The sequence below is a fragment of the Erwinia sp. PME.40.26/001 genome, from assembly GCF_055556675.1.
In genome coordinates this window covers 55024-73909 of the sequence record NZ_JBVHNP010000010.1, presented here as the reverse complement: position 1 = coordinate 73909, position 18886 = coordinate 55024, and the positions used below count along the sequence as shown (strand labels likewise).

Sequence of the window (18886 nt, the reverse complement as noted above, 5' to 3'; positions counted from 1 at the left end):
TGAAAAGTATTGCACGAAGTCATATGGCGCAGCGGTTAAATGGCGCTATAATCTCGCGATTTTTTTTGCAGCTTAACACTCCGGGAGTACAACAATGAAGATCGTGGAAGTCAAACACCCGCTGGTCAAACATAAACTGGGTCTGATGCGGGAACATGACGTAAGCACCAAACGTTTCCGTGAACTTGCGTCAGAAGTGGGAAGTCTGCTGACTTATGAAGCCACTGCCGATTTAGAAACCGAAACCGTCACCATCGAAGGCTGGAACGGCCCGGTTGAGATTGAGCAGATTAAAGGTAAAAAAATTACCGTTGTGCCGATCCTGCGTGCGGGCCTGGGCATGATGGAAGGCGTACTGGAACATGTGCCCAGCGCGCGTATCAGCGTGGTCGGCGTATATCGCGACGAAGAGACGCTGGAGCCGGTTCCCTATTTCCAGAAGCTGGTTTCCAACATTGAAGAGCGTATGGCGCTGGTCGTCGACCCGATGCTGGCCACCGGCGGCTCAATGATCGCCACCATCGACCTGCTGAAGAAAGCCGGCTGCAGCAGCATTAAGGTGCTGGTGCTGGTGGCCGCACCGGAAGGGCTGGCTGCGCTGGAAAAAGCGCACCCGGATATTGAAGTTTACACCGCCTCCGTCGATCAGGGCCTGAACGAGAAGGGGTATATCATCCCTGGCCTCGGCGATGCCGGCGATAAGATCTTCGGGACGAAATAAACGATGTGCCAGGCGATTGTCCCTGCCTGTACCGTCGGCGACAATAACGCCTGGTCTGCCCGATCCCTGCAGCGGCAGAAATTTTGCGGTAATACATTATTTTTATTAACAAACCGACCATAGAGTCGGTTTTTTTATGGCTCAGAAAACTCAAGGGGTAATGAAATCATGACGCGTCGCGCAATTGGCGTACACGAGCGGCCACCGCTGCTGCAAACTATTCCACTCAGCTTCCAGCATCTGTTCGCTATGTTTGGCGCGACGGTACTGGTACCCATCCTCTTCCATATCAATCCGGCCACCGTGCTGCTGTTCAACGGAATCGGTACGCTGCTGTACCTGTTTATCTGCAAAGGTAAAATTCCGGCCTATCTTGGCTCCAGCTTTGCCTTTATTTCCCCGGTATTGCTGCTGCTGCCGCTGGGCTATGAAGTGGCGCTGGGCGGTTTTATCATGTGCGGTGTGCTTTTCTGCCTGGTAGCGCTGATCGTCAAGAAAGCGGGTACCGGCTGGCTGGATGTGATGTTCCCACCCGCCGCGATGGGCGCGATTGTAGCCGTGATCGGCCTGGAACTGGCTGGCGTCGCAGCCAATATGTCGGGTCTTCTCCCTGCCGATGGCAGCGCAGCTGACAGTAAAACCATTATTATTTCGATGGTCACGCTGGGGGTGACGGTGTTTGGTTCGGTGCTGTTCCGGGGTTTTCTGGCCATCATCCCGATTCTGGTGGGGGTGCTGGTGGGCTATGCGCTCTCCTTCGGCATGGGCATCGTCGACTGGACGCCAGTGCGTGAGGCGCACTGGTTCGCCCTGCCGACCTTCTACACCCCGCGTTTTGAATGGTATGCCATCTTTACCGTCCTGCCTGCGGCGCTGGTAGTGATTGCCGAGCATATTGGCCATCTGGTGGTGACGGCCAATATCGTGAAGAAAGATTTGCTGAAAGATCCGGGCCTGCACCGCTCCATGTTTGCCAACGGCATTTCGACCATCTTCTCCGGCTTCTTCGGTTCAACGCCGAATACCACCTATGGCGAAAACATCGGCGTGATGGCGATCACCCGGGTGTACAGTACCTGGGTGATCGGCGGCGCGGCCATTCTGGCGATCCTGCTCTCCTGCGTCGGCAAGCTGGCTGCGGCTATTCAGGCCGTGCCGGTGCCGGTGATGGGCGGGGTGTCGCTGCTGCTGTACGGAGTGATAGCCGCATCGGGGATCCGCGTGCTGATCGAATCAAAAGTCGATTACAACAAAGCGCAGAATCTGATCCTGACCTCGGTGATCCTGATCATCGGCGTCAGCGGGGCGAAAGTGCATATTGGTGCCGCAGAACTGAAAGGCATGGCCCTGGCCACCGTCGTCGGGGTCGGGCTCAGTCTGATCTTTAAAGCGATTTCCCTGCTGCGCAGCGAAGAAGAAGTGATCGAGCTGCCGGACGACGGTAACGGCGAGAAGTAAGTCTGATCGGGGCAGTCATCACGGTTGCCTCGCTAACCTGCCGGTCAGACAGCCTTAGCGTTTCATGATCCCGGGCGAGTTGTGTTAGAATTTTACCGTTTTCTGCCTGCTCAAACCCTGAGGTGAATCTGAACACGCCGGCACAGCTCTCACTGCCACTTTACCTGCCCGACGACGAAACCTTTGCCAGCTTCTGGCCGGGGGAAAATCCGTCGCTGCTGGCTGCCCTTCAGGGCGCACTGCATCAGCAACACGGTAGCTACTTTTACTTCTGGTCCCGCGAAGGGGGAGGACGCAGCCATCTGCTGCATGCCGCCTGTGCTGAACTGTCAGCCAGGGGGGAAGCCGTGGGCTATGTTCCGCTGGATAAACGCACCTGGTTTGTCCCCGAAGTGCTCGACGGCATGGAGCAGCTTGCGCTGATCTGCATCGATAATATCGAGTGTATTGCCGGGGATGAACCGTGGGAAATGGCGATTTTCGATCTTTATAACCGTATCCTGGAGACCGGGAAAACGCGGCTGTTGATCACCGGAGATCGTCCCCCTCGTCAGCTTAATCTGAAGCTGGCCGATCTGGCATCGCGTCTGGACTGGGGGCAGATCTATAAGCTGCAGCCGCTGTCAGATGAGGACAAACTGCAGGCGTTACAGCTGCGGGCGAAGCTGCGCGGGTTTGAGCTTCCTGAAGATGTGGGCCGCTTCCTGCTGAAACGGCTCGATCGCGAAATGCGTACGCTGTTTGTGACGCTGGATCAGCTCGACCAGGCCTCAATCAGCGCCCAACGTAAGCTGACCATTCCTTTCGTCAAAGAGACGCTAACCCTCTAGCGCCGTTTTTCGTTCTGGCGATCACAGGATCGCCAGCACCTGCTCCGGGGGCCGGCCAATGCGTGCCTTATCCCCAGCGACAACGATCGGACGTTCAATCAGCGTCGGCTCCGCCGCCAGTGCGGTCAGCAGCTGCGCCTCCGTCAGAGCCGGGTCGTCCAGACCTGCCGCTTTATATTGCACTTCTTTCGTCCGCATCAACTGGCGTGCGCTGGTGAATCCCAGCTGCTGCACCAGTCTGCTGAGTGTTGCCACTTCCGGCGGCGTCTGCAGATAGAGGATCACCTGCGGCTCCACGCCGTGTTCTTTCAGCAGGGCAAGGGTTTCGCGGCTCTTCGAGCAGCGCGGGTTGTGGTAAATCTGCACCTCAGACATGGTTTTCCCTTTCTGTCGTTACGATTTCTGGTACTGGCGGAAACGTTCCTGCAGCCGGCGAAGCTGGTCAATACGGGCGTCATAGCGCGCCTGCTTCAGGCTGCCCAGCGGTACCGCCGCGCTGGCGCTGCTCAGGCTGCGGATAGCCTGATCAAGCTGACCGCTTAATGCCAGATCCTCCGCCCGTGCCGCCTGCTCTTCATCGGTGAGGCCCTGGTCGGCAGAAGCCTGTGCCAGCAGGCCCCAGCCGTTCGGGTCGTCTTTATTTGCCCAGGTGTAGCGGTAAAGGACTTTGCTGGCACTGGCGGGCTGTTTAGCCTCGACGTAGGCATTCGCCAGGTTAAGCTGCAACACCGGATTAGTGTTTACGCCTTTAGCGGCAAGCAGACGATTGATCGCCTGCTGCGGCTGCTTCAGGCCGATATCAATATCCGTCATGATATCCAGATACCAGATGTTGTCCGGCTGTTTCGCCAGCAGCGGCGCAATGATGGTTCTGGCCTCCTGGTATTTACTTTCCCCCAGCAGCAGCACCGCTTTACCATACAACGCCGCCGCCTGCTCACGGCTGTTGCCGTTGGTCAGGCTGGTCAGCAGGTCGCTGGTGAGCTGGTTTTGCCCGGTAGAGAACATGCCCAGCGCCCGGACTTTCGCCATGTAGTAATCCTGCGATGACTGCACCACAACCTGTTTCATCTGATTGGCGCGGTTACGGGCATCTGACAGCCGGCTGTCGGGGAGCGGGTGCGTCAGCAGCATTTCGGGGGGCTTAGAGGCAAAGCGGGAGGCATCGGCCAGTTTTTGCAGAAAGTCCGGCATCGCCTCCGGGTCAAATCCGGCACGCTGTAATACCTGGATGCCGATGCGGTCGGCTTCCTGTTCGTTCTGCTGGGTAAAGCTGATAATGCCCTGCTGGGCCCCCGCCAGGGTGCCGCTGAGGGCCGCCATACCGGCCTGCGGACTGGCCATCGCCAGCAGAATTGACCCGAGCGCACCGACCCAGGTTAGCGGGGCATTACGCTGCTGCTCTTCCATGGCGCGGGCCAGATGGCGCTGGGTAACGTGAGAAATTTCGTGTGCCATAACCGAGGCCAGCTGGCTTTCGTTATCGCTGTAGCGGAACAGCGCGGAGTGAAGCACCACGTTACCGCCAAAGAAGGCAAAGGCGTTAATCTCATCGTTGCGGATCAGATAAAAATGAAAGGGCGTTTTAACCGACCAGGCATGGTTCACCAGGCGCTGGCCTAATTGATTAATGTACTGGTTCAGCAGGGGGTCGTTAATGATGGGTGCGCTGGCACGCAGCTGACGAACATAAAAATCGCCCATCGCCAGTTCCTGATTAATCGACAGCGTGCCGCCTGCAGTCGTACCAATATCCGGCAGATTATCGCTGATATCAGCATGGGCCGGAAGCTGATTGCCCGCCAGCAGTGTAACCATCAGCGTCGCCAGCAGGCTTTTCTTTAATCGGATGAACATACGCAAACCCTAACAAGGAAGTCCAGTTTCTGACCGGCAACGTGCCGAAATGTTCTCTTGGCGCGTAAAAGCAACGCCCGCATTCCCCATCTTAACCACAGCCCGGGGCGAATGAAATGGCTTAATGTCACCCCGCGCCCCCCGTACTGCGTACGGTAAGCCATCTTGCCGTAAAAAACTGAACGTGATGAGGTTTGCCTCCTGCTGCGCGCTTTAAGAGGAGGTGCGTGTTGCGCGGGTGGTCAACCTGTACGTGGCCTCCGGGGTGCCGGCAGAGAAACTGAAGTTTGTGGTCTCGGTCACCGGTGACGGCACGCCCGCCATGCTGAACAACGCACAGTACCACCGGCTGTTCGGCAGGGATAATCCCAACCTGCCGCTGATTGCCGCGCTGCGGGAAAAAGGGGTCGACGTGTCCGTCTGCGATCGGTCTGTCGCCTTCCACCACTATAAGAGCGACTGGATTGATAAATCGGTTACCCACGCGCTGCCCAGCCCGACAACGGTTTCCACGCTTGAAAATCAGGGCTACGCCTTCCTGTCGATGTAATTCTTCTCAGCGAGCCGCCGGCCCGCCTCCCTGCGCAAACTTTCCTGTCTTAAGTGAAATAATTATTGGCTCTGAAGGCCTCAGAATATTCCCAAATCGGCTGAGAGGTGTACAATTGGCCCGTGCTTTACCAGGGCATAAATCGTACTTAACCTCTATTCGCTCTTTGGGCATAACGCGCATAAAAAATATAAGGCGCTGATAATGATGTTACTCACCGGGGTGAGTCCATGCTGAGGCTTTCGCGCCCCAAAACGGATTTGCGCACGCTCATTACCCTGCTGGCGGTCGCCAGTATTGTGATCACCCTCGCTAACTCACTGTACGCCAGCTGGCGGGTACAGCGCGATGTGCTTATCGAAAATACGCTGGAGTCAAACCGGGTTTACGCCACTAAACTGGCGTCTACCACTGAAGTGTTTTTCCAGCTGGCGCAGTCGCAGCTCTCCTACAGCGCCAAAGTGCTGGGAAATGGTCTGGATAATGACGCGACCCTGCAGGATGAAGTCGATCGCCTGCGTGAGCAAACGAACAGTTTTAACTCCGTGGTGGTTGTCGATGCCAGCGGCTGGGTGCGGGCAATTTCACCGGAATCTCTGATGCTGAAAGGCATGCATCTCAGCTCCACGGCCACGAAGCAGGCCCTGCGTGAGCGTAAGCCGCTGATCAGCCAGCCCAGCATGTCCGCAGCGAACAATCTGCTGGTGTTTGTCTCCTGGCCCATCTGGTCGAAAACTGGCACCTATCTGGGCTATGTCGGCGGCTCTATCTACCTGAAAAAAAGAAGCATTCTTAACGTTCTGCTCGGCGAGCAGTTCTACCGCGACGGATCGTCTCTGTACGTCATTGATGGTAAAAATCAGGTGCTGTATCACCAGGACCGTCAGCAGGTAGGGAAAACCATCGATCCTTTGATCAGCGCGGCAGTGCGCGCCCGCGCCAGCAACGGTAATCAGCAGGTAACGACGGAAAGCGGTGAGCGGATGCTGGCGGGGTTTGCTAACGTGCCGACGGCAGGCTGGACAATCGTCACGCTTAAACCAGCGGAGGTGACGCTGGCACCGCTCAACAGCCTGCTGCTGAAAGTGCTCAAGCATTCGGTGCCTTTCGCCCTGCTGACGCTGATTATTGCGCTGATCCTCGCGCAGCGCATCGCGCTGCCGCTGTGGCAGCTGGCCCGGAAGGCCAGCCAGATGGATACGCAAAATGTGTCGAAAGAAATTAACGGCATCCGCTCCTGGTACTATGAAGCCTCGCAGATTAAGCGCGCCATGCTGGCCGGCATTGCCCTGATGCAGGACAAAATCGGCCGGCTGAAGAGTGAAGTACAGACTGACCCGCTGACCGGGTTGCTCAACCGGCGGGGCCTGAATGCGGTACTGGACTATTTTCTGGCGACTGGTCAGCCCTTTGCGGTGCTGGCGCTGGATATCGACTATTTTAAACGCGTCAATGATACCTTCGGACACGATGCCGGGGATGCGGTGATCCAGACCGTAGCACGTCAGCTTGAGCAGGGGGCCCGGCAGACCGATGTGATCTGCCGCAACGGTGGAGAGGAGTTCCTGATGATCCTGCCCGGGGCCGATCGTGAAGTGGCGACAGTGATTGCTGAACGGGTGCGCAAGCGCATCGAACAGCTAACGCTGGATCGGGTGGGCCATATTACCGTTTCGGTGGGGGTGGCGTTCTGGCAGCCGGATCGTGACGGCAGTATGGATCCCACCTTCAAACAGGCCGATGATGCGCTTTATCAGGCAAAAAATGCAGGGCGCAATCAGGTGATCGTTGCCCCCGATATCGGCGAAACCGCTGCCGTGGCGCAGGTCTTGCCGCACTGATGTTTCTACGCCCGTGACGGCATGACGCAAGAACGGGCCGTATCAGATACACTCTTCCCATCTTTTTCAAGCAAGGACTCCCATGCTCGAACTTTTAATGCAGTGGTATCGCCGTCGTTTCAGCGATCCCCAGGCGATTGCGCTGCTGGCCATTCTGCTGGCGGCTTTTTGCATACTGTTTTTCTTTAACGGCCTGCTGGCACCGCTGCTGGTGGCGCTGGTGCTGGCGTATCTTCTGGAATGGCCAACGGTGCGGCTGGAGCGGCTGGGCTGTTCACGCACCTGGGCCGTCACGCTGGTGCTGATCGTCTTTGCCACGTTGCTGCTGATCCTGATGCTGGTGGTGGTTCCCGTGGCGTGGCAGCAGGGGATCAATCTGGCCCATGAGTTGCCCACCATGCTGACCCGGCTGTATCAGTACGCGATGCGGCTGCCTGACCGTTTCCCCACCCTGATGGGGGCCGGCATCATTGATATTGTGGTGGAAAACCTGCGCAGCCGCCTGAGCGGGTTGGGCGATCAGCTGGTGAAATACTCTCTCGCCTCGCTGGTGGGGCTGATGACGCTGGCGATCTATCTGGTGCTGGTGCCGCTGATGGTGTTCTTCCTGCTTAAGGACAAAGAGCAGATGCTGAATGCCATCCGCCGCGTGCTGCCGCGTAATCGCGGCCTGGCGGGCCAGGTCTGGGTAGAGATGAATCAGCAGGTGTCTAACTATATTCGCGGTAAGGTGCTGGAAATGGTCGTGGTGGGCGTGGTCAGCTGGGTGGGCTTCCTCGCCATTGGCATGAACTACGCGCTGCTGCTGGCGGTGCTGGTTGGGGTGTCGGTGCTTATTCCCTATATCGGGGCGATGGTGGTAACCATCCCGGTGATTGGCGTCGGGCTGGGACAGTGGGGATTATCCGGTGACTTCTGGACCATGATGGTGATCTATCTGGTCATCCAGGCGCTGGACGGCAACATCCTCGTGCCGGTGCTGTTCTCGGAGGCGGTGAATCTGCACCCGCTGGTAATTATCTTATCGGTGGTGGTTTTTGGCGGCTTATGGGGGTTCTGGGGCGTCTTCTTTGCCATTCCGCTGGCCACCCTGGTGAAAGCGGTGGTACATGCCTGGCCGGATGAGCTGGCCAAATAGTCACCGCTGACCTTGTTACGGGTCGACCGGAAAGGTCGACCCGGACATAATTAAGCAGATTTCAGGTAATCCATCACGATATCGTGGTGATTGCTGGTTTTGAAGTCGTCAAAGACCTTCTCCACTTTGCCATCCACGCCAATCAGGAAGCTGATGCGGTGAATGCCGTCATAGGTTTTGCCCATAAAGGTTTTTTCACCCCAGATACCAAACTGCTCACAGACCTGGTGGTCTTCATCTGAAAGCAGGGTGAAGTTCAGCAGCTCTTTTTCGACGAAGCGGGACAGTTTTTCTGGTTTATCGGTGCTGATTCCCAAGACGTCAACCCCGGCTTTTTTCAGCTCATCCATGCTGTCACGCAGACCACAAGCCTGGACCGTACAGCCTGGCGTCATCGCTTTCGGGTAAAAATAGACCAGAACGCGCTGTCCCTGGAAGTCGGTCAAATTTACTTGTTCACCGTCCTGATCGGGCAAGCTAAATTTCGGTGCGGTATCACCGGCTTTCAGTGGATTCATCACTACTCTCCGTTTTTATCATCATGCTAGGGGAAAATTTGCGCACTTTCTCACGCGGGTGGGCATCGTTACGCGCCGTGATGAGAAACTGCCTTAATAGTGCCTTGAGCATGCAGCTCTGTACAGAGTCGGTTGAACGCCATTTCAATAAAAGACGCATCCTGGCTGGCCGGACTGTGTGCGGTCAGTTGAATATAGAGCCTCGGCGGCTGATTTTCCTCTGCAGGTTGCGTACGGGAGACCAGTTCGGCGATATTCATCTGCTGCGAATCGAACAGATCGGTAAAACGTTCAATGATGTGTGGGGAGTCGTTAACTTCAACCTGTACCCATACGGTGACCGGCATCGGCGGCGTGGTCCGGGCGCTGGTACGCTTCATCACGATCAGCAGTTCCATCTCCGCCCCTTTTAACGGCAGGGTGGATTCAATCAGCGTAATGGCATTCCAGCTGCCGGACAGCAGCATAATAAAGGTAAACTCATCGCCCAGCATGGCCAGTCGGCTATCTTCAATATTACAGCCACAGCTGCTGACATGTCGGGTGATAGCATTGACAATCCCGGGGCGGTCGACCCCCAGGGCGGTAATGACCAGATGGTGTGGCGATGACTGCGGCAAAATCAAGCTTCCTGTCTAAAATCTAATAACTATAAGGTAAACATAAAAAAAACTGCTGACAAGCGCTTGAGCCGCCCTATGCGCTTGCTTTTACTGCTCGGACAAACGTACCATGAAGCACTTGTTTGTCGAGGGGATGGCTAATGTTCACGGGAAGTATTGTTGCACTCGTAACGCCGATGGATGACAAAGGTAATGTCTGCCGTGCGAGTCTGAAAAAACTGATTGATTACCATGTTGCCAGCGGAACCGCGGCAATTGTTTCTGTAGGAACGACCGGCGAATCTGCCACCCTCAGCCATGACGAACATGGTGACGTGGTGATGCTGACGCTGGAACTGGCAGATGGTCGTATTCCGATTATTGCCGGTACCGGTGCAAATGCCACCGCTGAAGGCGTCTCTCTGACTAAACGCTTCGAAAAATCGGGCGTCGTAGGCTGCCTGACCGTCACACCTTATTACAACCGCCCCACCCAGGAAGGGTTGTACCAGCATTTCAAAACCATCGCCGAAAGTACCGATCTTCCGCAGATGCTGTATAACGTACCGTCACGTACTGGTACAGATTTGCTGCCCGAGACCGTCGGCCGCCTGGCTAAAATAAAAAATATTATCGGAATCAAAGAGGCGACCGGGAACTTATCGCGGGTTAGTCAGATCCAAGAGCAGGTAAATGAAGATTTTGTGCTGGTGAGCGGCGATGACGCCACGTCACTGGACTTTATGCATCTGGGCGGGCACGGCGTAATTTCCGTGACGGCAAACATCGCCGCACGTGAAATGGTTGACCTCTGTGCGCTGGCACGGCAGGGAAACTTTGCTGAAGCGCGCCTTCTGAACCAGCGCCTGATGCACCTGCATCAGAAACTGTTTGTTGAACCGAATCCTATTCCGGTGAAATGGGCTGCAAAACAATTAGGATTAATAGCAACCGATACGCTGCGTCTGCCAATGACGCCGCTGACCGATGCAGGTCGTCCGGTTGTTGAGCTGGCACTGAAAAACGCTGGCCTGCTTTAAATTTAGGGAGAATTAATGGCTTACTCAGTACAAAAGTCCACGGTAGCAAAAGTGGTGGGACTGTCGTTAGTGATGCTGCTGGCAGCATGTTCTAACGATCAACGTTACAAGCGTCAGGTGAGCGGTGACGAATCCTACCTGAAGGCTGCCGATCTCAGCGATCTGCGTGCCCCTGCGGGCATGATCCTGCCGCTGCAGAATGGCGACTTTGATATACCTTCCGTCAGCAGCAAAGGGCAGGTGGGTAAGCAGTTGGATATTCGTCCTCCGGCTCAGACGCTGGCCCTGATGAACGGTACCCGTAGCCAGTTCGCGGGCAATACCGGCACACTGCTGGTCGATTCACGCGGCGGCTCTCTCTGGCCACAGGTAGTTGATGTGGTACAGGCGGCCAAATACCCGATCGCCGACCGTCAGGACGCCCGTCAGTCCCTGACGACCGACTGGGTTCAGTGGAACCGTGCAGATGAAGACAACCAGTATCGTGGCCGTTATCAGTTAAGCGTGCAGCAGCAGGGCGGTCAGCAGGCGCTGACGGTGAAACTGCTGGAACTGCAACAGCAGGAGAAAGCGGTAACCTCTCCGGTTCAGATCCAGCGCTATACCGCGCAGATGGTCAATGCCATCAGCGAAGGGCTGGATAAGATGGAAACCGGGCGTGAAAATGCCGCGGCCAGCCGCAGCCCAAGCCAGATTGACGTTCAGAGCGGTGCCGATGATACCGGCCTGCCTAACCTGATCCTGCGTGCGCCGTTCAATGTGGTGTGGCAACGTCTGCCCGCGACGATGAAACGTGTTGGCATGGAAGTGACTGACAGCAACCGTTCACAGGGCAGCCTGAACGTCACCTACAAAGCGCCAGGCAGCAGTACCTTTGACGAACTGGGTGCGAAAGACCCGGAACTGAACAACGGTGACTACAAAGTGCAGGTCGGTGACCTGGATAACCGTAGCAGCCTGCAGTTCCTCGATCCGAAAGGTCATCCGCTTACCCAGGCGCAAAATGATGCGCTGGTGGCGGTGTTCCAGGCCGCATTCAGCAAGTAAGCCAGAAGGCCGGAGAGACTCCGGCCTTTTTTTATTGGGTCGACGTAAACGATTGCTTCGGTTTTTTATCCCTGGAACATATAATTCCGCCAGGCAAAATTTTAACGGGCTGGCACTGCCAGCCTGATAGTGACACTTATATCGTTTGGAGTTAAACAAGATGCAGAAAAAAGCTGAGTTGTATCGCGGCAAAGCGAAAACCGTTTACAGCACCGAAAACCCGGATCTGTTGGTACTCGAATTCCGCAACGATACGTCAGCGCTGGACGGTGAGCGTATCGAACAGTTTGACCGTAAGGGAATGATTAACAACAAGTTCAATTATTTCATTATGACAAAACTGCAGGAAGCCGGGATCCCAACGCAGATGGAAGCCCTGCTCTCTGACAACGAAGCGCTGGTGAAAAAGCTTGATATGGTGCCGGTCGAGTGTGTTATCCGTAACCGTGCGGCCGGATCGCTGGTCAAGCGTCTGGGTGTGGAAGAGGGGATGATCCTCAATCCGCCGCTGTTTGATCTGTTCCTCAAAGACGATGCCAAACACGACCCGATGGTCAATGAGTCGTACTGTGAAACCTTCGGCTGGGTAAACAGAGAGAATCTGGCGCGGATGCGTGAGCTGACTTACCAGGCCAACGACGTGCTGAGCAAGCTGTTTTCTGATGCTGGTTTGATCCTCGTCGACTTTAAGCTGGAGTTCGGTCTGTTTAACGGTGAAGTGGTGCTGGGCGATGAGTTCTCGCCGGACGGTGCCCGCCTGTGGGACAAAGAAACGCTGAACAAGATGGATAAGGACCGCTACCGTCAGAGCCTTGGCGGCCTGATTGAAGCTTATGAAGAAGTGGCCAGACGTCTGGGCGTCACTCTCGACTGATCCCCGCCAGGGTTAACGCCCTCACGATCTATTGACTGCCGAAAGGCCGGGCTTGCCCGGCCTTTTTCACCTCATCCTCTCAATTCCCGTGTTTTCTGGTTTTCCCTGCGGCATCCGACTAAAATCGACACACGGGTTGTCGTTATTAATTTGGAGCAAACACTTATGCGCTGGCAAGGGCGTCGCGAAAGCGACAATGTGGAAGATCGCCGTAATGAATCCGGGACGGTTGGCGGTGGGCGCATACGTATTCCTCGTGGTAAAGGGGGCATCGCTCTGCTGATTGTCGTGGCCATCGCCAGCTACTATGGCTATGACCTGACGCCGCTGCTGACCGGGGATGGCAGCTCCGCCGCACCGACGGCTCAGCAGCAGCAGCGGCAGACCACGCCGAAAGAGGATGAGGCCGCGCAGTTCACCCGTACGGTGTTCGCGCTGACGGAAGATACCTGGCAAAAGCTGTTCCGGCAGATGGATAAAACGTGGCAGCCCCCGACGCTGGTGATGTACCGCAATCAGACGGCCACCGCCTGCGGCAGCGGCCAGTCGGCGATGGGGCCGTTTTACTGCCCGGCAGACAGTAAAGTCTATATTGACCTGTCGTTTTATGACGAAATGACCCACAAACTGGGGGCCGGCGGTGAGTTCGCTCAGGGCTACGTGATTGCCCATGAGGTCGGACACCACGTACAGCACCTGCTGGGCATTGATAAAAAAGTGCGCGAGATGCAGCAGGGCGCGTCACGTACGCAGGTAAACCAGCTGTCGGTGAAAATGGAGCTTCAGGCGGACTGCTTTGCCGGCGTCTGGGGCCACTATATGCAGCAGGAAAACGTGCTGGAAACCGGGGATCTTGAGTCCGCGCTGAATGCGGCTCAGGCGATCGGTGATGACCGGCTGCAACAGCGCAGCCAGGGGAGGGTCGTGCCGGACAGCTTTACACACGGCACCTCACAGCAGCGTTATACCTGGTTCAAGAAAGGTTTCGACAGCGGTAATCCCGGCCAGTGTAATACCTTTGCAGGCTGATGCGGCGTGAATGAGCTCGTCACGGCGGCTGCCGTTCATCAGCGGCAGGGCTGCCGCCGTTTACTGACCCTCAGCGGGGAACCGGCATGGTGTGCGCAGCAGGCCGCCGGGCTGATGGCGCAGCTCCCCGGGGACTGGCTGTGGGTGGGCAGTGACGCGGCTGCCCCCTTGCACTGCCAGCCACAGGCCCTGCGCACGCTGCTGGGTCGGGAGTACCACCATGCGGTTTTTGACGCCCGCGAGGGTTTTCATGCCGAAGCCTTTGCCGCACTGGCAGGCACGCTGCGTGCCGGAAGCTGGCTGCTGCTGCTGTTGCCGGAGTGGGATAGCTGGGCGGGGCGGCCCGACGCCGATTCACTGCGCTGGGTTGATGGTGAGCAACCCTGTGCCACTCCGCGCTTTGTTCAGCGCTTTCAGCGGCTGCTGCTGACCGATCCTGGCGTGGTTAACTGGCGTCAGTCCCATTCTCTGAAGATCTCCCCCGTCCCGCTGCCCCCGGACTGGCAGACCGATTGCCAGCAACAGCAGCGGATGCTCGATCGGCTGATCAATGCTGTTCCGGGTATTTACGCGCTGACCGCCGCCCGTGGCCGGGGAAAATCCGCGCTGGCCGGTATGCTGGCCGCCCGCTGGCCCGGACGCTGTCTGGTCACCGCGCCCGCCCGTGCCGCCACGGACGTACTCGCCGGCTTTGCCGGAGATCGCTATCACTTTGTTGCACCGGATCGCCTGCTGGCCAGTGCTCAGGAGCTTGTCCCCGGCGTTGACTGGCTGCTGGTTGATGAGGCGGCGGCCATTCCAGCCCCGCTGTTACAGCGGCTGGTGGTCCTTTTCCCCCGCGTCCTGCTGGCCACCACCGTTCAGGGTTATGAGGGGACCGGACGCGGCTTTATGCTGAAATTCTGTGCCGGTCTGCCGGACGTGACGCATTACCGGCTGGACGCTCCCCTGCGCTGGGCGGCGAACGATCCGCTGGAGCGGATCGTGGCGGAGGCCCTGCTGTTTGACGATGCCGTTGCCCCTCCGCAGGCGGGGCCACTGGCCTGTCAGCCGCTGGAACAGGCAGACTGGGTACGCCAGCCCGCACGGATGGCAGCGGTCTACCAGCTGCTGACCAGCGCACACTATCGTACCTCACCGCTCGATCTGCGGCGGATGATGGATGCGTCAGGGATGCACTTTATTGCCGCCGTACAGGAGCACAGCGTACAGGGGGCGCTATGGCTGGTGGACGAGGGGGGGCTTTCCGCCGGGCTGTCTGCCGCCATCTGGGCCGGTACCCGCCGCCCGCGCGGTAGCCTGGTTGCCCAGTCACTGGCGGCCCATGCCGGTGAGATCGACGCCCCCCAGCTGCGTTCACGGCGCATCAGTCGGATTGCGGTCGCGGCACCGCTGCGCGGGCAGGGCTGCGGTCAGCGGCTGGTCGCCTGCTGTCAGGAGCTTACCCCGGAACTGGATTTTTTATCCGTCAGCTTTGGTTTTACCGACCCGCTGTGGCGTTTCTGGCAGCGCTGTGGTTTTCAGCTGGTGCGCTTCGGCACCCAGCGGGAGGCCAGCAGCGGCTGTTATACGGCGATGGCCATCCTGCCTCTCAGCCCGGCCGGAGAACGTCTGGCTGACTCTGCCGCCCGACGTCTGGCACGAAATGCGGGCTGGCTGCACCGCCAGTCGGGCTCACAGGCGCTGCCCCTGCCCGCCGATGATGATCTGACGCTGACCGACGATGACTGGCTGGAGCTGTCCGGTTTTGCCTGGGCACAGCGGTCGTTTGAGGCCAGCTATGCCGCACTGGGAAGACTGACTGGTACGGTTTTTTCAGCCCTGCCGCTGCTGCGTGCGGCCATCGCTGAGGGGCTTTCCCCGGCGGAGATCTGCACCCGGTTCCGGCTGTCCGGGCGTAAGGCGCTGCTGGTTGCCTGGCGACAGGAGGCCCGGCAGGGACTGATGGCGCAGGACCCGCTGCGGGCACAGCAGCACCAGCAGTGGGTCATCTCATTGCAATAAATCCACCGTCTTCATCAAAAATACCCCCTGTTCTTCAGCCAGCAGGGGCGTATGATCCCGGCAATAGCTTAAGGAGTTCACCATGAAATTTCCCCATGTTGTTGTTCAGACCCCCTCGTTACCCGCGACGCAGCTGTTTTTGCTGTATCACGCTGCCGGCGATAATCCAGTGGCAATGGGTGAGATTGGTCACTGGTTTGCCGGGGCCTTCCCGCGGGCGCTGGTGGTCAGCATCAGCGGACCGCAGGCGGATGCTGACGGGGGGTTTCACTGGTATATGCCGTCCGTGCCGGACGGTCATCAGCAGCAGGTTGATGGCGCAATGGATGGTTTTATCGCCAGCGTTCGCCACTGGCAGCAGCAGAGTGGGGTCAACGCGCGGGCAACTGCCCTGATAGGCTTTGCTCAGGGTGCGACGATGGCGCTGGAGGCGATTAAGGTGCAGCCGGGACTGGCAGGGCGGGTAGTGGCCTTTAGTGGCCGGTATGCCACGCTGCCCGACCAGGCCGGGACGCGCACCACTATCCACCTGATCCACGGCGATAATGATACCGTGCTGCCACTGACGCACGCGGTTGCGGCGGAAGAGCGGCTGTCAGCGCTGGGCGGTGATGTGACGCTGGATATCATCGACGATCTGCCGCATGCCATCGACGAGCGCGCGATGCGCTTAGCCCTCGATCGCCTGCAGTTTACCGTACCGCGTCGTTATTTTGACGAAGCACTCAGCGGTGCGAAACCGGGCGATGATGATGTGATTGCACTGATGTAATTGGCGTGTCGGGGCCGACCGTGTTTTCCTGTCGGCCCCTGATTCGCAGGAGATTATTTCTTCTTTGGCCAGTCGTCTTCATCGTCCCACTTATCGTTAAAATCACGATGCGGAGGGAGTTCTGGCTTGTTGTCGAGAAATTTTTTATGGTCGATGCGCTTCAGATCTTTATAGACGTTCATCAGAATGCCAATCATCAGCAGGATCACCAGGATCCACCAGTAGTGCTTTATAAATTCCATCATTTCACCTTTATGCGATCAGCTGTTCCATGATCCGCTGGTACATGCGGCTGAGAAGCTGCAGGTCGGCGGCTTTCACGCACTCATTGATTTTATGAATGGTGGCGTTGACCGGGCCTAATTCCACCACCTGCGCCCCCATGCGGGCAATGAAGCGCCCGTCAGAGGTGCCGCCGGTAGTCAGCAGCTGCGGCCTGATCTCATTATAGTGCTCAACCGCGTTAACCACCGCATCAACCAGCTTACCGCGTGAGGTCAGGAACGGCTGACCGGAGAGTTTCCACTCTATGGTGTAGCGCAGCTGATGGCGATCGAGCAGTTCCTGAACCTGCTGCCGGATCATCTCATCGGTCAGTTCGGTGCTGAAACGGAAGTTAAACTGCACAAAACAGTCGCCGGGGATCACGTTGTTGCTGCCGGTCCCGGCCTGTACGTTGGCAATCTGCATACTGGTCGGCGGGAAGAATTCATTACCGCGATCCCACTCTCTGGCCACCAGCTCATTCAGCGCAGGCATGGCGCGGTGAACCGGATTATCGGCGAGGTGCGGGTAGGCCACATGGCCCTGGACGCCATGAATAGTCAGGTTAGCGGTAATCGACCCGCGACGGCCATTTTTCACCACGTCGCCGACCACTTCAGTGCTGGACGGCTCGCCCACCAGGCAGTAATCCATGCGTTCGTTGCGGGCCATTAGCGCTTCCACGACTTTTACGGTCCCGTTGGCGGCGCTGGCCTCTTCATCGGAAGTGATCAGAAAGGCCAGACGCCCTTTGTGCTGCGGATGGGCGGCAACAAAACGTTCCGCGGCCACAACCATCGCGGCCAGCGACCCTTTCATATCGGCGGCACCGCGGCCAAACAGCATCCCGTCGCGGATAGCCGGTTCAAACGGGGGATTGATCCAGCGGTTGGCATCCCCGGTTGGCACCACGTCGGTATGACCGGCAAAGGCCAGCGTTTCCCCTTCGCCGCGCCATGCCCAGAAGTTCAGGGTGTCGCCAATGTTCATCGGTTCAACGGTAAAACCCAGCGCCTGTAAACGGGCAATCAGAATGGCCTGGCAACCGGCATCATCAGGGCTGAGGGAGGGGCGACGAATAAGCTGCTGCGTCAGCTCTATGACCGGACAGTGCATAATGATGACTTCTCCTGAATAAACGACGAATAGGTACCTTCACTGAAGCCCAGCAGCATAGAGCCGTCTGCGGCGCAGAGCAACGGGCGTTTGATGATGGCTGGCTGCGACAGCATCAGCGTCAGTGCCGCTGCCGGATTATCCACTGCCTTACGTTCCGACTCTTCCAGCTTGCGCCAGGTAGTGCCGCGCGTGTTGAGCAGGGCTTCCCAGCCAAGAACATCGATAAAGCGCTGCAGCAAATCTGCTTCTAATCCGTCTGCACGGTAATCATGAAACTGATAGTTCACGTCACTCGCTTCCAGGTATTTCCGGGCTTTTTTAACGGTGTCGCAGTTCTTGATGCCATACATCGTAAAGGTATTTTTCGGGCTCTGTTCTGTCATCGGTATCCGTTTCCTGTGCCGGCTGATAATTACGGGTTACAGTTTACAGTGGATAGCGCCGGCAGACAGCCCTTGAGATGATGAAACTCAGATGCCAGGAAGAACGTTTGATGCGTTGCCGGTAAAAGTCAGACTTGTGTACCCTTCTGTTTTTTGTGGGATTCATCTATATTCGGATGAGCTCAATGCAGGACAATAGCGACGAGCACGATGAGAAGGGTAGAGAGCCCGTGATTAAGAGGAGGGGAGCGATGAATTACATGAAAGAGTCGGCCGCGCATACGGTAGAAGAAACCCAGTCCACGATCGTACTGAAGCGTAAAAAAGAAACCCGCTGTGAGGATTTTGCTCATATCGTTGACGCAGTGATGCGCGATCACCCCGACGCGAAAACGCACATCGACAGTGAAAGCGGCGGTTACGATAAAATCATCATTCTGAAATAGTGAATCATCCGGCCCCGCCCGGGGTCGATGTTCCTCTTGAGACGGTGGAAGAGTGGTTGTCTGGCGTATTCAGGTGCGCCTGCCGGATATACGAAGCCTCTTAATTATGCTACCGCTAATAATCCCCTGAGAAATCATCACCTACAGACTGTGCGGCATAGCACAGTTTCATCGAATTTTCGTTTAACTCATTTTACCGATGGCAGTAATTGGGATCCCGATCTTTCTTTTGCTTAGGAATACTCTTAAAATGAAAAGACAAAAAAAGAGAGGTTATTATGATTGATTTAGAATTGGGGAACTGGAAAGACTTTATTGAAGCGATGTTACGCAAGTAATGCGTTTCAGACAAGAAAAGCAAGGCGACCGTATCAAACTGCTTTACCTTCAGTC

20 protein-coding genes and 1 pseudogene are annotated in these 18886 nt (G+C 57.0%); 14 read left to right on the top strand and 7 right to left on the bottom strand.

Translation table 11 applies throughout. The features are described 5' to 3' along the window. Positions 1-94 precede the first annotated feature (94 nt). The 3 genes from upp (at position 95) to hda (ending at position 3009) form a co-directional block, all read left to right on the top strand. The gene (gene upp / locus ACZ3HG_RS20210; protein WP_062744755.1) at positions 95-721 is read left to right on the top strand and encodes a uracil phosphoribosyltransferase; all 627 of its coding nucleotides are present in this window, start codon (positions 95-97) and stop codon (positions 719-721) included. A gap of 168 nt (positions 722-889) precedes the next feature. Then, positions 890-2179, top strand: a complete 1290-nt coding sequence (gene uraA / locus ACZ3HG_RS20205; protein WP_465334103.1) for a uracil permease — start codon at positions 890-892, stop codon at positions 2177-2179. A 122-nt stretch (positions 2180-2301) separates the two neighbouring features. Continuing rightward, complete coding sequence (gene hda / locus ACZ3HG_RS20200; RefSeq protein ID WP_191934735.1) at positions 2302-3009, top strand: DnaA inactivator Hda; 708 nt, start codon at positions 2302-2304, stop codon at positions 3007-3009. A 21-nt stretch (positions 3010-3030) separates the two neighbouring features. Here hda and arsC read toward each other — a convergent pair whose 3' ends face one another. Both arsC and bepA read right to left on the bottom strand, forming a co-directional pair. After that, complete coding sequence (gene arsC / locus ACZ3HG_RS20195) at positions 3031-3384, bottom strand: arsenate reductase (glutaredoxin) (protein WP_191936838.1); 354 nt, start codon at positions 3382-3384, stop codon at positions 3031-3033. A gap of 18 nt (positions 3385-3402) precedes the next feature. After that, positions 3403-4866, bottom strand: a complete 1464-nt coding sequence (gene bepA, locus ACZ3HG_RS20190; RefSeq protein ID WP_465334100.1) for a beta-barrel assembly-enhancing protease — start codon at positions 4864-4866, stop codon at positions 3403-3405. Positions 4867-5092: 226 nt separating this feature from the next. On the opposite strand from bepA, the pseudogene ACZ3HG_RS20185 reads away from it, so the two are divergent. The 3 genes and pseudogenes from ACZ3HG_RS20185 to ACZ3HG_RS20175 form a co-directional block, all read left to right on the top strand. Beyond that, positions 5093-5416: pseudogene (locus ACZ3HG_RS20185) on the top strand (DsrE family protein); the annotation flags it as partial. Between the two features lie 230 nt (positions 5417-5646). After that, entirely contained in the window at positions 5647-7257 is a 1611-nt protein-coding gene (locus ACZ3HG_RS20180) for a sensor domain-containing diguanylate cyclase (protein ID WP_191936837.1), read from the top strand. An 82-nt stretch (positions 7258-7339) separates the two neighbouring features. Then, positions 7340-8395: an AI-2E family transporter gene (locus tag ACZ3HG_RS20175; RefSeq protein WP_191934739.1), complete on the top strand. Its 1056-nt coding sequence runs from the start codon at positions 7340-7342 to the stop codon at positions 8393-8395. Positions 8396-8445: 50 nt separating this feature from the next. Here ACZ3HG_RS20175 and bcp read toward each other — a convergent pair whose 3' ends face one another. Both bcp and ACZ3HG_RS20165 read right to left on the bottom strand, forming a co-directional pair. Beyond that, positions 8446-8913: a thioredoxin-dependent thiol peroxidase gene (gene bcp, locus ACZ3HG_RS20170; RefSeq protein WP_191934740.1), complete on the bottom strand. Its 468-nt coding sequence runs from the start codon at positions 8911-8913 to the stop codon at positions 8446-8448. Between the two features lie 68 nt (positions 8914-8981). Next, a complete protein-coding gene (locus tag ACZ3HG_RS20165) occupies positions 8982-9533 on the bottom strand; it encodes a glycine cleavage system transcriptional repressor (protein ID WP_191934741.1) in 552 nt (183 codons plus the stop codon). Positions 9534-9676: 143 nt separating this feature from the next. Here ACZ3HG_RS20165 and dapA point away from each other — a divergent pair, with 143 nt between their 5' ends. From dapA to ypfH, 6 genes are all read left to right on the top strand, one after another. Beyond that, positions 9677-10555, top strand: a complete 879-nt coding sequence (dapA, locus tag ACZ3HG_RS20160; protein ID WP_191934742.1) for a 4-hydroxy-tetrahydrodipicolinate synthase — start codon at positions 9677-9679, stop codon at positions 10553-10555. 15 nt (positions 10556-10570) lie between these two features. Beyond that, positions 10571-11602, top strand: a complete 1032-nt coding sequence (gene bamC, locus ACZ3HG_RS20155; RefSeq protein WP_191934743.1) for an outer membrane protein assembly factor BamC — start codon at positions 10571-10573, stop codon at positions 11600-11602. A 160-nt stretch (positions 11603-11762) separates the two neighbouring features. Then, a complete protein-coding gene (gene purC / locus ACZ3HG_RS20150; RefSeq protein WP_465334095.1) occupies positions 11763-12476 on the top strand; it encodes a phosphoribosylaminoimidazolesuccinocarboxamide synthase in 714 nt (237 codons plus the stop codon). A 165-nt stretch (positions 12477-12641) separates the two neighbouring features. Continuing rightward, the gene (gene ypfJ, locus ACZ3HG_RS20145; protein WP_191934745.1) at positions 12642-13505 is read left to right on the top strand and encodes a KPN_02809 family neutral zinc metallopeptidase; all 864 of its coding nucleotides are present in this window, start codon (positions 12642-12644) and stop codon (positions 13503-13505) included. Positions 13506-13511: 6 nt separating this feature from the next. Continuing rightward, positions 13512-15509: a tRNA(Met) cytidine acetyltransferase TmcA gene (locus ACZ3HG_RS20140; protein ID WP_465334093.1), complete on the top strand. Its 1998-nt coding sequence runs from the start codon at positions 13512-13514 to the stop codon at positions 15507-15509. Positions 15510-15591: 82 nt separating this feature from the next. Next, positions 15592-16281 (top strand): esterase, encoded by a 690-nt coding sequence (gene ypfH / locus ACZ3HG_RS20135; protein ID WP_465334091.1) that lies wholly within the window; start codon positions 15592-15594, stop codon positions 16279-16281. A 53-nt stretch (positions 16282-16334) separates the two neighbouring features. On the opposite strand, the gene ACZ3HG_RS20130 is transcribed toward ypfH, so the two are convergent. Genes ACZ3HG_RS20130 through ACZ3HG_RS20120 form a run of 3 tightly spaced genes read right to left on the bottom strand, consistent with a single transcriptional unit; the run spans position 16335 to position 18047 of the window. Next, complete coding sequence (locus tag ACZ3HG_RS20130) at positions 16335-16523, bottom strand: YpfN family protein (RefSeq protein ID WP_062744795.1); 189 nt, start codon at positions 16521-16523, stop codon at positions 16335-16337. Between the two features lie 10 nt (positions 16524-16533). Then, a complete protein-coding gene (dapE, locus tag ACZ3HG_RS20125) occupies positions 16534-17661 on the bottom strand; it encodes a succinyl-diaminopimelate desuccinylase (protein WP_191934747.1) in 1128 nt (375 codons plus the stop codon). Further along, positions 17643-18047 carry an ArsC family reductase gene (locus ACZ3HG_RS20120; RefSeq protein ID WP_465334088.1) on the bottom strand — a complete coding sequence of 135 codons (405 nt, stop codon included), beginning with the start codon at positions 18045-18047 and terminating at the stop codon, positions 17643-17645. The genes dapE and ACZ3HG_RS20120 overlap by 19 nt, the downstream gene beginning before the upstream one ends. 251 nt (positions 18048-18298) lie before the next feature. On the opposite strand from ACZ3HG_RS20120, the gene ACZ3HG_RS20115 reads away from it, so the two are divergent. Both ACZ3HG_RS20115 and ypfM read left to right on the top strand, forming a co-directional pair. Beyond that, entirely contained in the window at positions 18299-18493 is a 195-nt protein-coding gene (locus ACZ3HG_RS20115; RefSeq protein WP_062744802.1) for a hypothetical protein, read from the top strand. Positions 18494-18771: 278 nt separating this feature from the next. Continuing rightward, a complete protein-coding gene (gene ypfM / locus ACZ3HG_RS20110) occupies positions 18772-18831 on the top strand; it encodes a protein YpfM (RefSeq protein ID WP_101505280.1) in 60 nt (19 codons plus the stop codon). The last annotated feature ends 55 nt before the right edge of the window (positions 18832-18886 follow it).

Bases quoted from the DNA above. Each gene is read 5' to 3' on its own strand.
- upp (WP_062744755.1), top strand. From the start codon at position 95: ATGAAGATCGTGGAAGTCAAACACCCGCTGGTCAAACATAAACTGGGT.
- uraA (WP_465334103.1), top strand. From the start codon at position 890: ATGACGCGTCGCGCAATTGGCGTACACGAGCGGCCACCGCTGCTGCAA.
- arsC (WP_191936838.1), bottom strand. From the start codon at position 3,384: ATGTCTGAGGTGCAGATTTACCACAACCCGCGCTGCTCGAAGAGCCGC.
- bepA (WP_465334100.1), bottom strand. From the start codon at position 4,866: ATGTTCATCCGATTAAAGAAAAGCCTGCTGGCGACGCTGATGGTTACA.
- ACZ3HG_RS20180 (WP_191936837.1), top strand. From the start codon at position 5,647: ATGCTGAGGCTTTCGCGCCCCAAAACGGATTTGCGCACGCTCATTACC.
- ACZ3HG_RS20175 (WP_191934739.1), top strand. From the start codon at position 7,340: ATGCTCGAACTTTTAATGCAGTGGTATCGCCGTCGTTTCAGCGATCCC.
- bcp (WP_191934740.1), bottom strand. From the start codon at position 8,913: ATGAATCCACTGAAAGCCGGTGATACCGCACCGAAATTTAGCTTGCCC.
- dapA (WP_191934742.1), top strand. From the start codon at position 9,677: ATGTTCACGGGAAGTATTGTTGCACTCGTAACGCCGATGGATGACAAA.
- bamC (WP_191934743.1), top strand. From the start codon at position 10,571: ATGGCTTACTCAGTACAAAAGTCCACGGTAGCAAAAGTGGTGGGACTG.
- purC (WP_465334095.1), top strand. From the start codon at position 11,763: ATGCAGAAAAAAGCTGAGTTGTATCGCGGCAAAGCGAAAACCGTTTAC.
- ypfJ (WP_191934745.1), top strand. From the start codon at position 12,642: ATGCGCTGGCAAGGGCGTCGCGAAAGCGACAATGTGGAAGATCGCCGT.
- ypfH (WP_465334091.1), top strand. From the start codon at position 15,592: ATGAAATTTCCCCATGTTGTTGTTCAGACCCCCTCGTTACCCGCGACG.
- ACZ3HG_RS20130 (WP_062744795.1), bottom strand. From the start codon at position 16,523: ATGGAATTTATAAAGCACTACTGGTGGATCCTGGTGATCCTGCTGATG.
- dapE (WP_191934747.1), bottom strand. From the start codon at position 17,661: ATGCACTGTCCGGTCATAGAGCTGACGCAGCAGCTTATTCGTCGCCCC.
- ACZ3HG_RS20120 (WP_465334088.1), bottom strand. From the start codon at position 18,047: ATGACAGAACAGAGCCCGAAAAATACCTTTACGATGTATGGCATCAAG.
- ACZ3HG_RS20115 (WP_062744802.1), top strand. From the start codon at position 18,299: ATGAATTACATGAAAGAGTCGGCCGCGCATACGGTAGAAGAAACCCAG.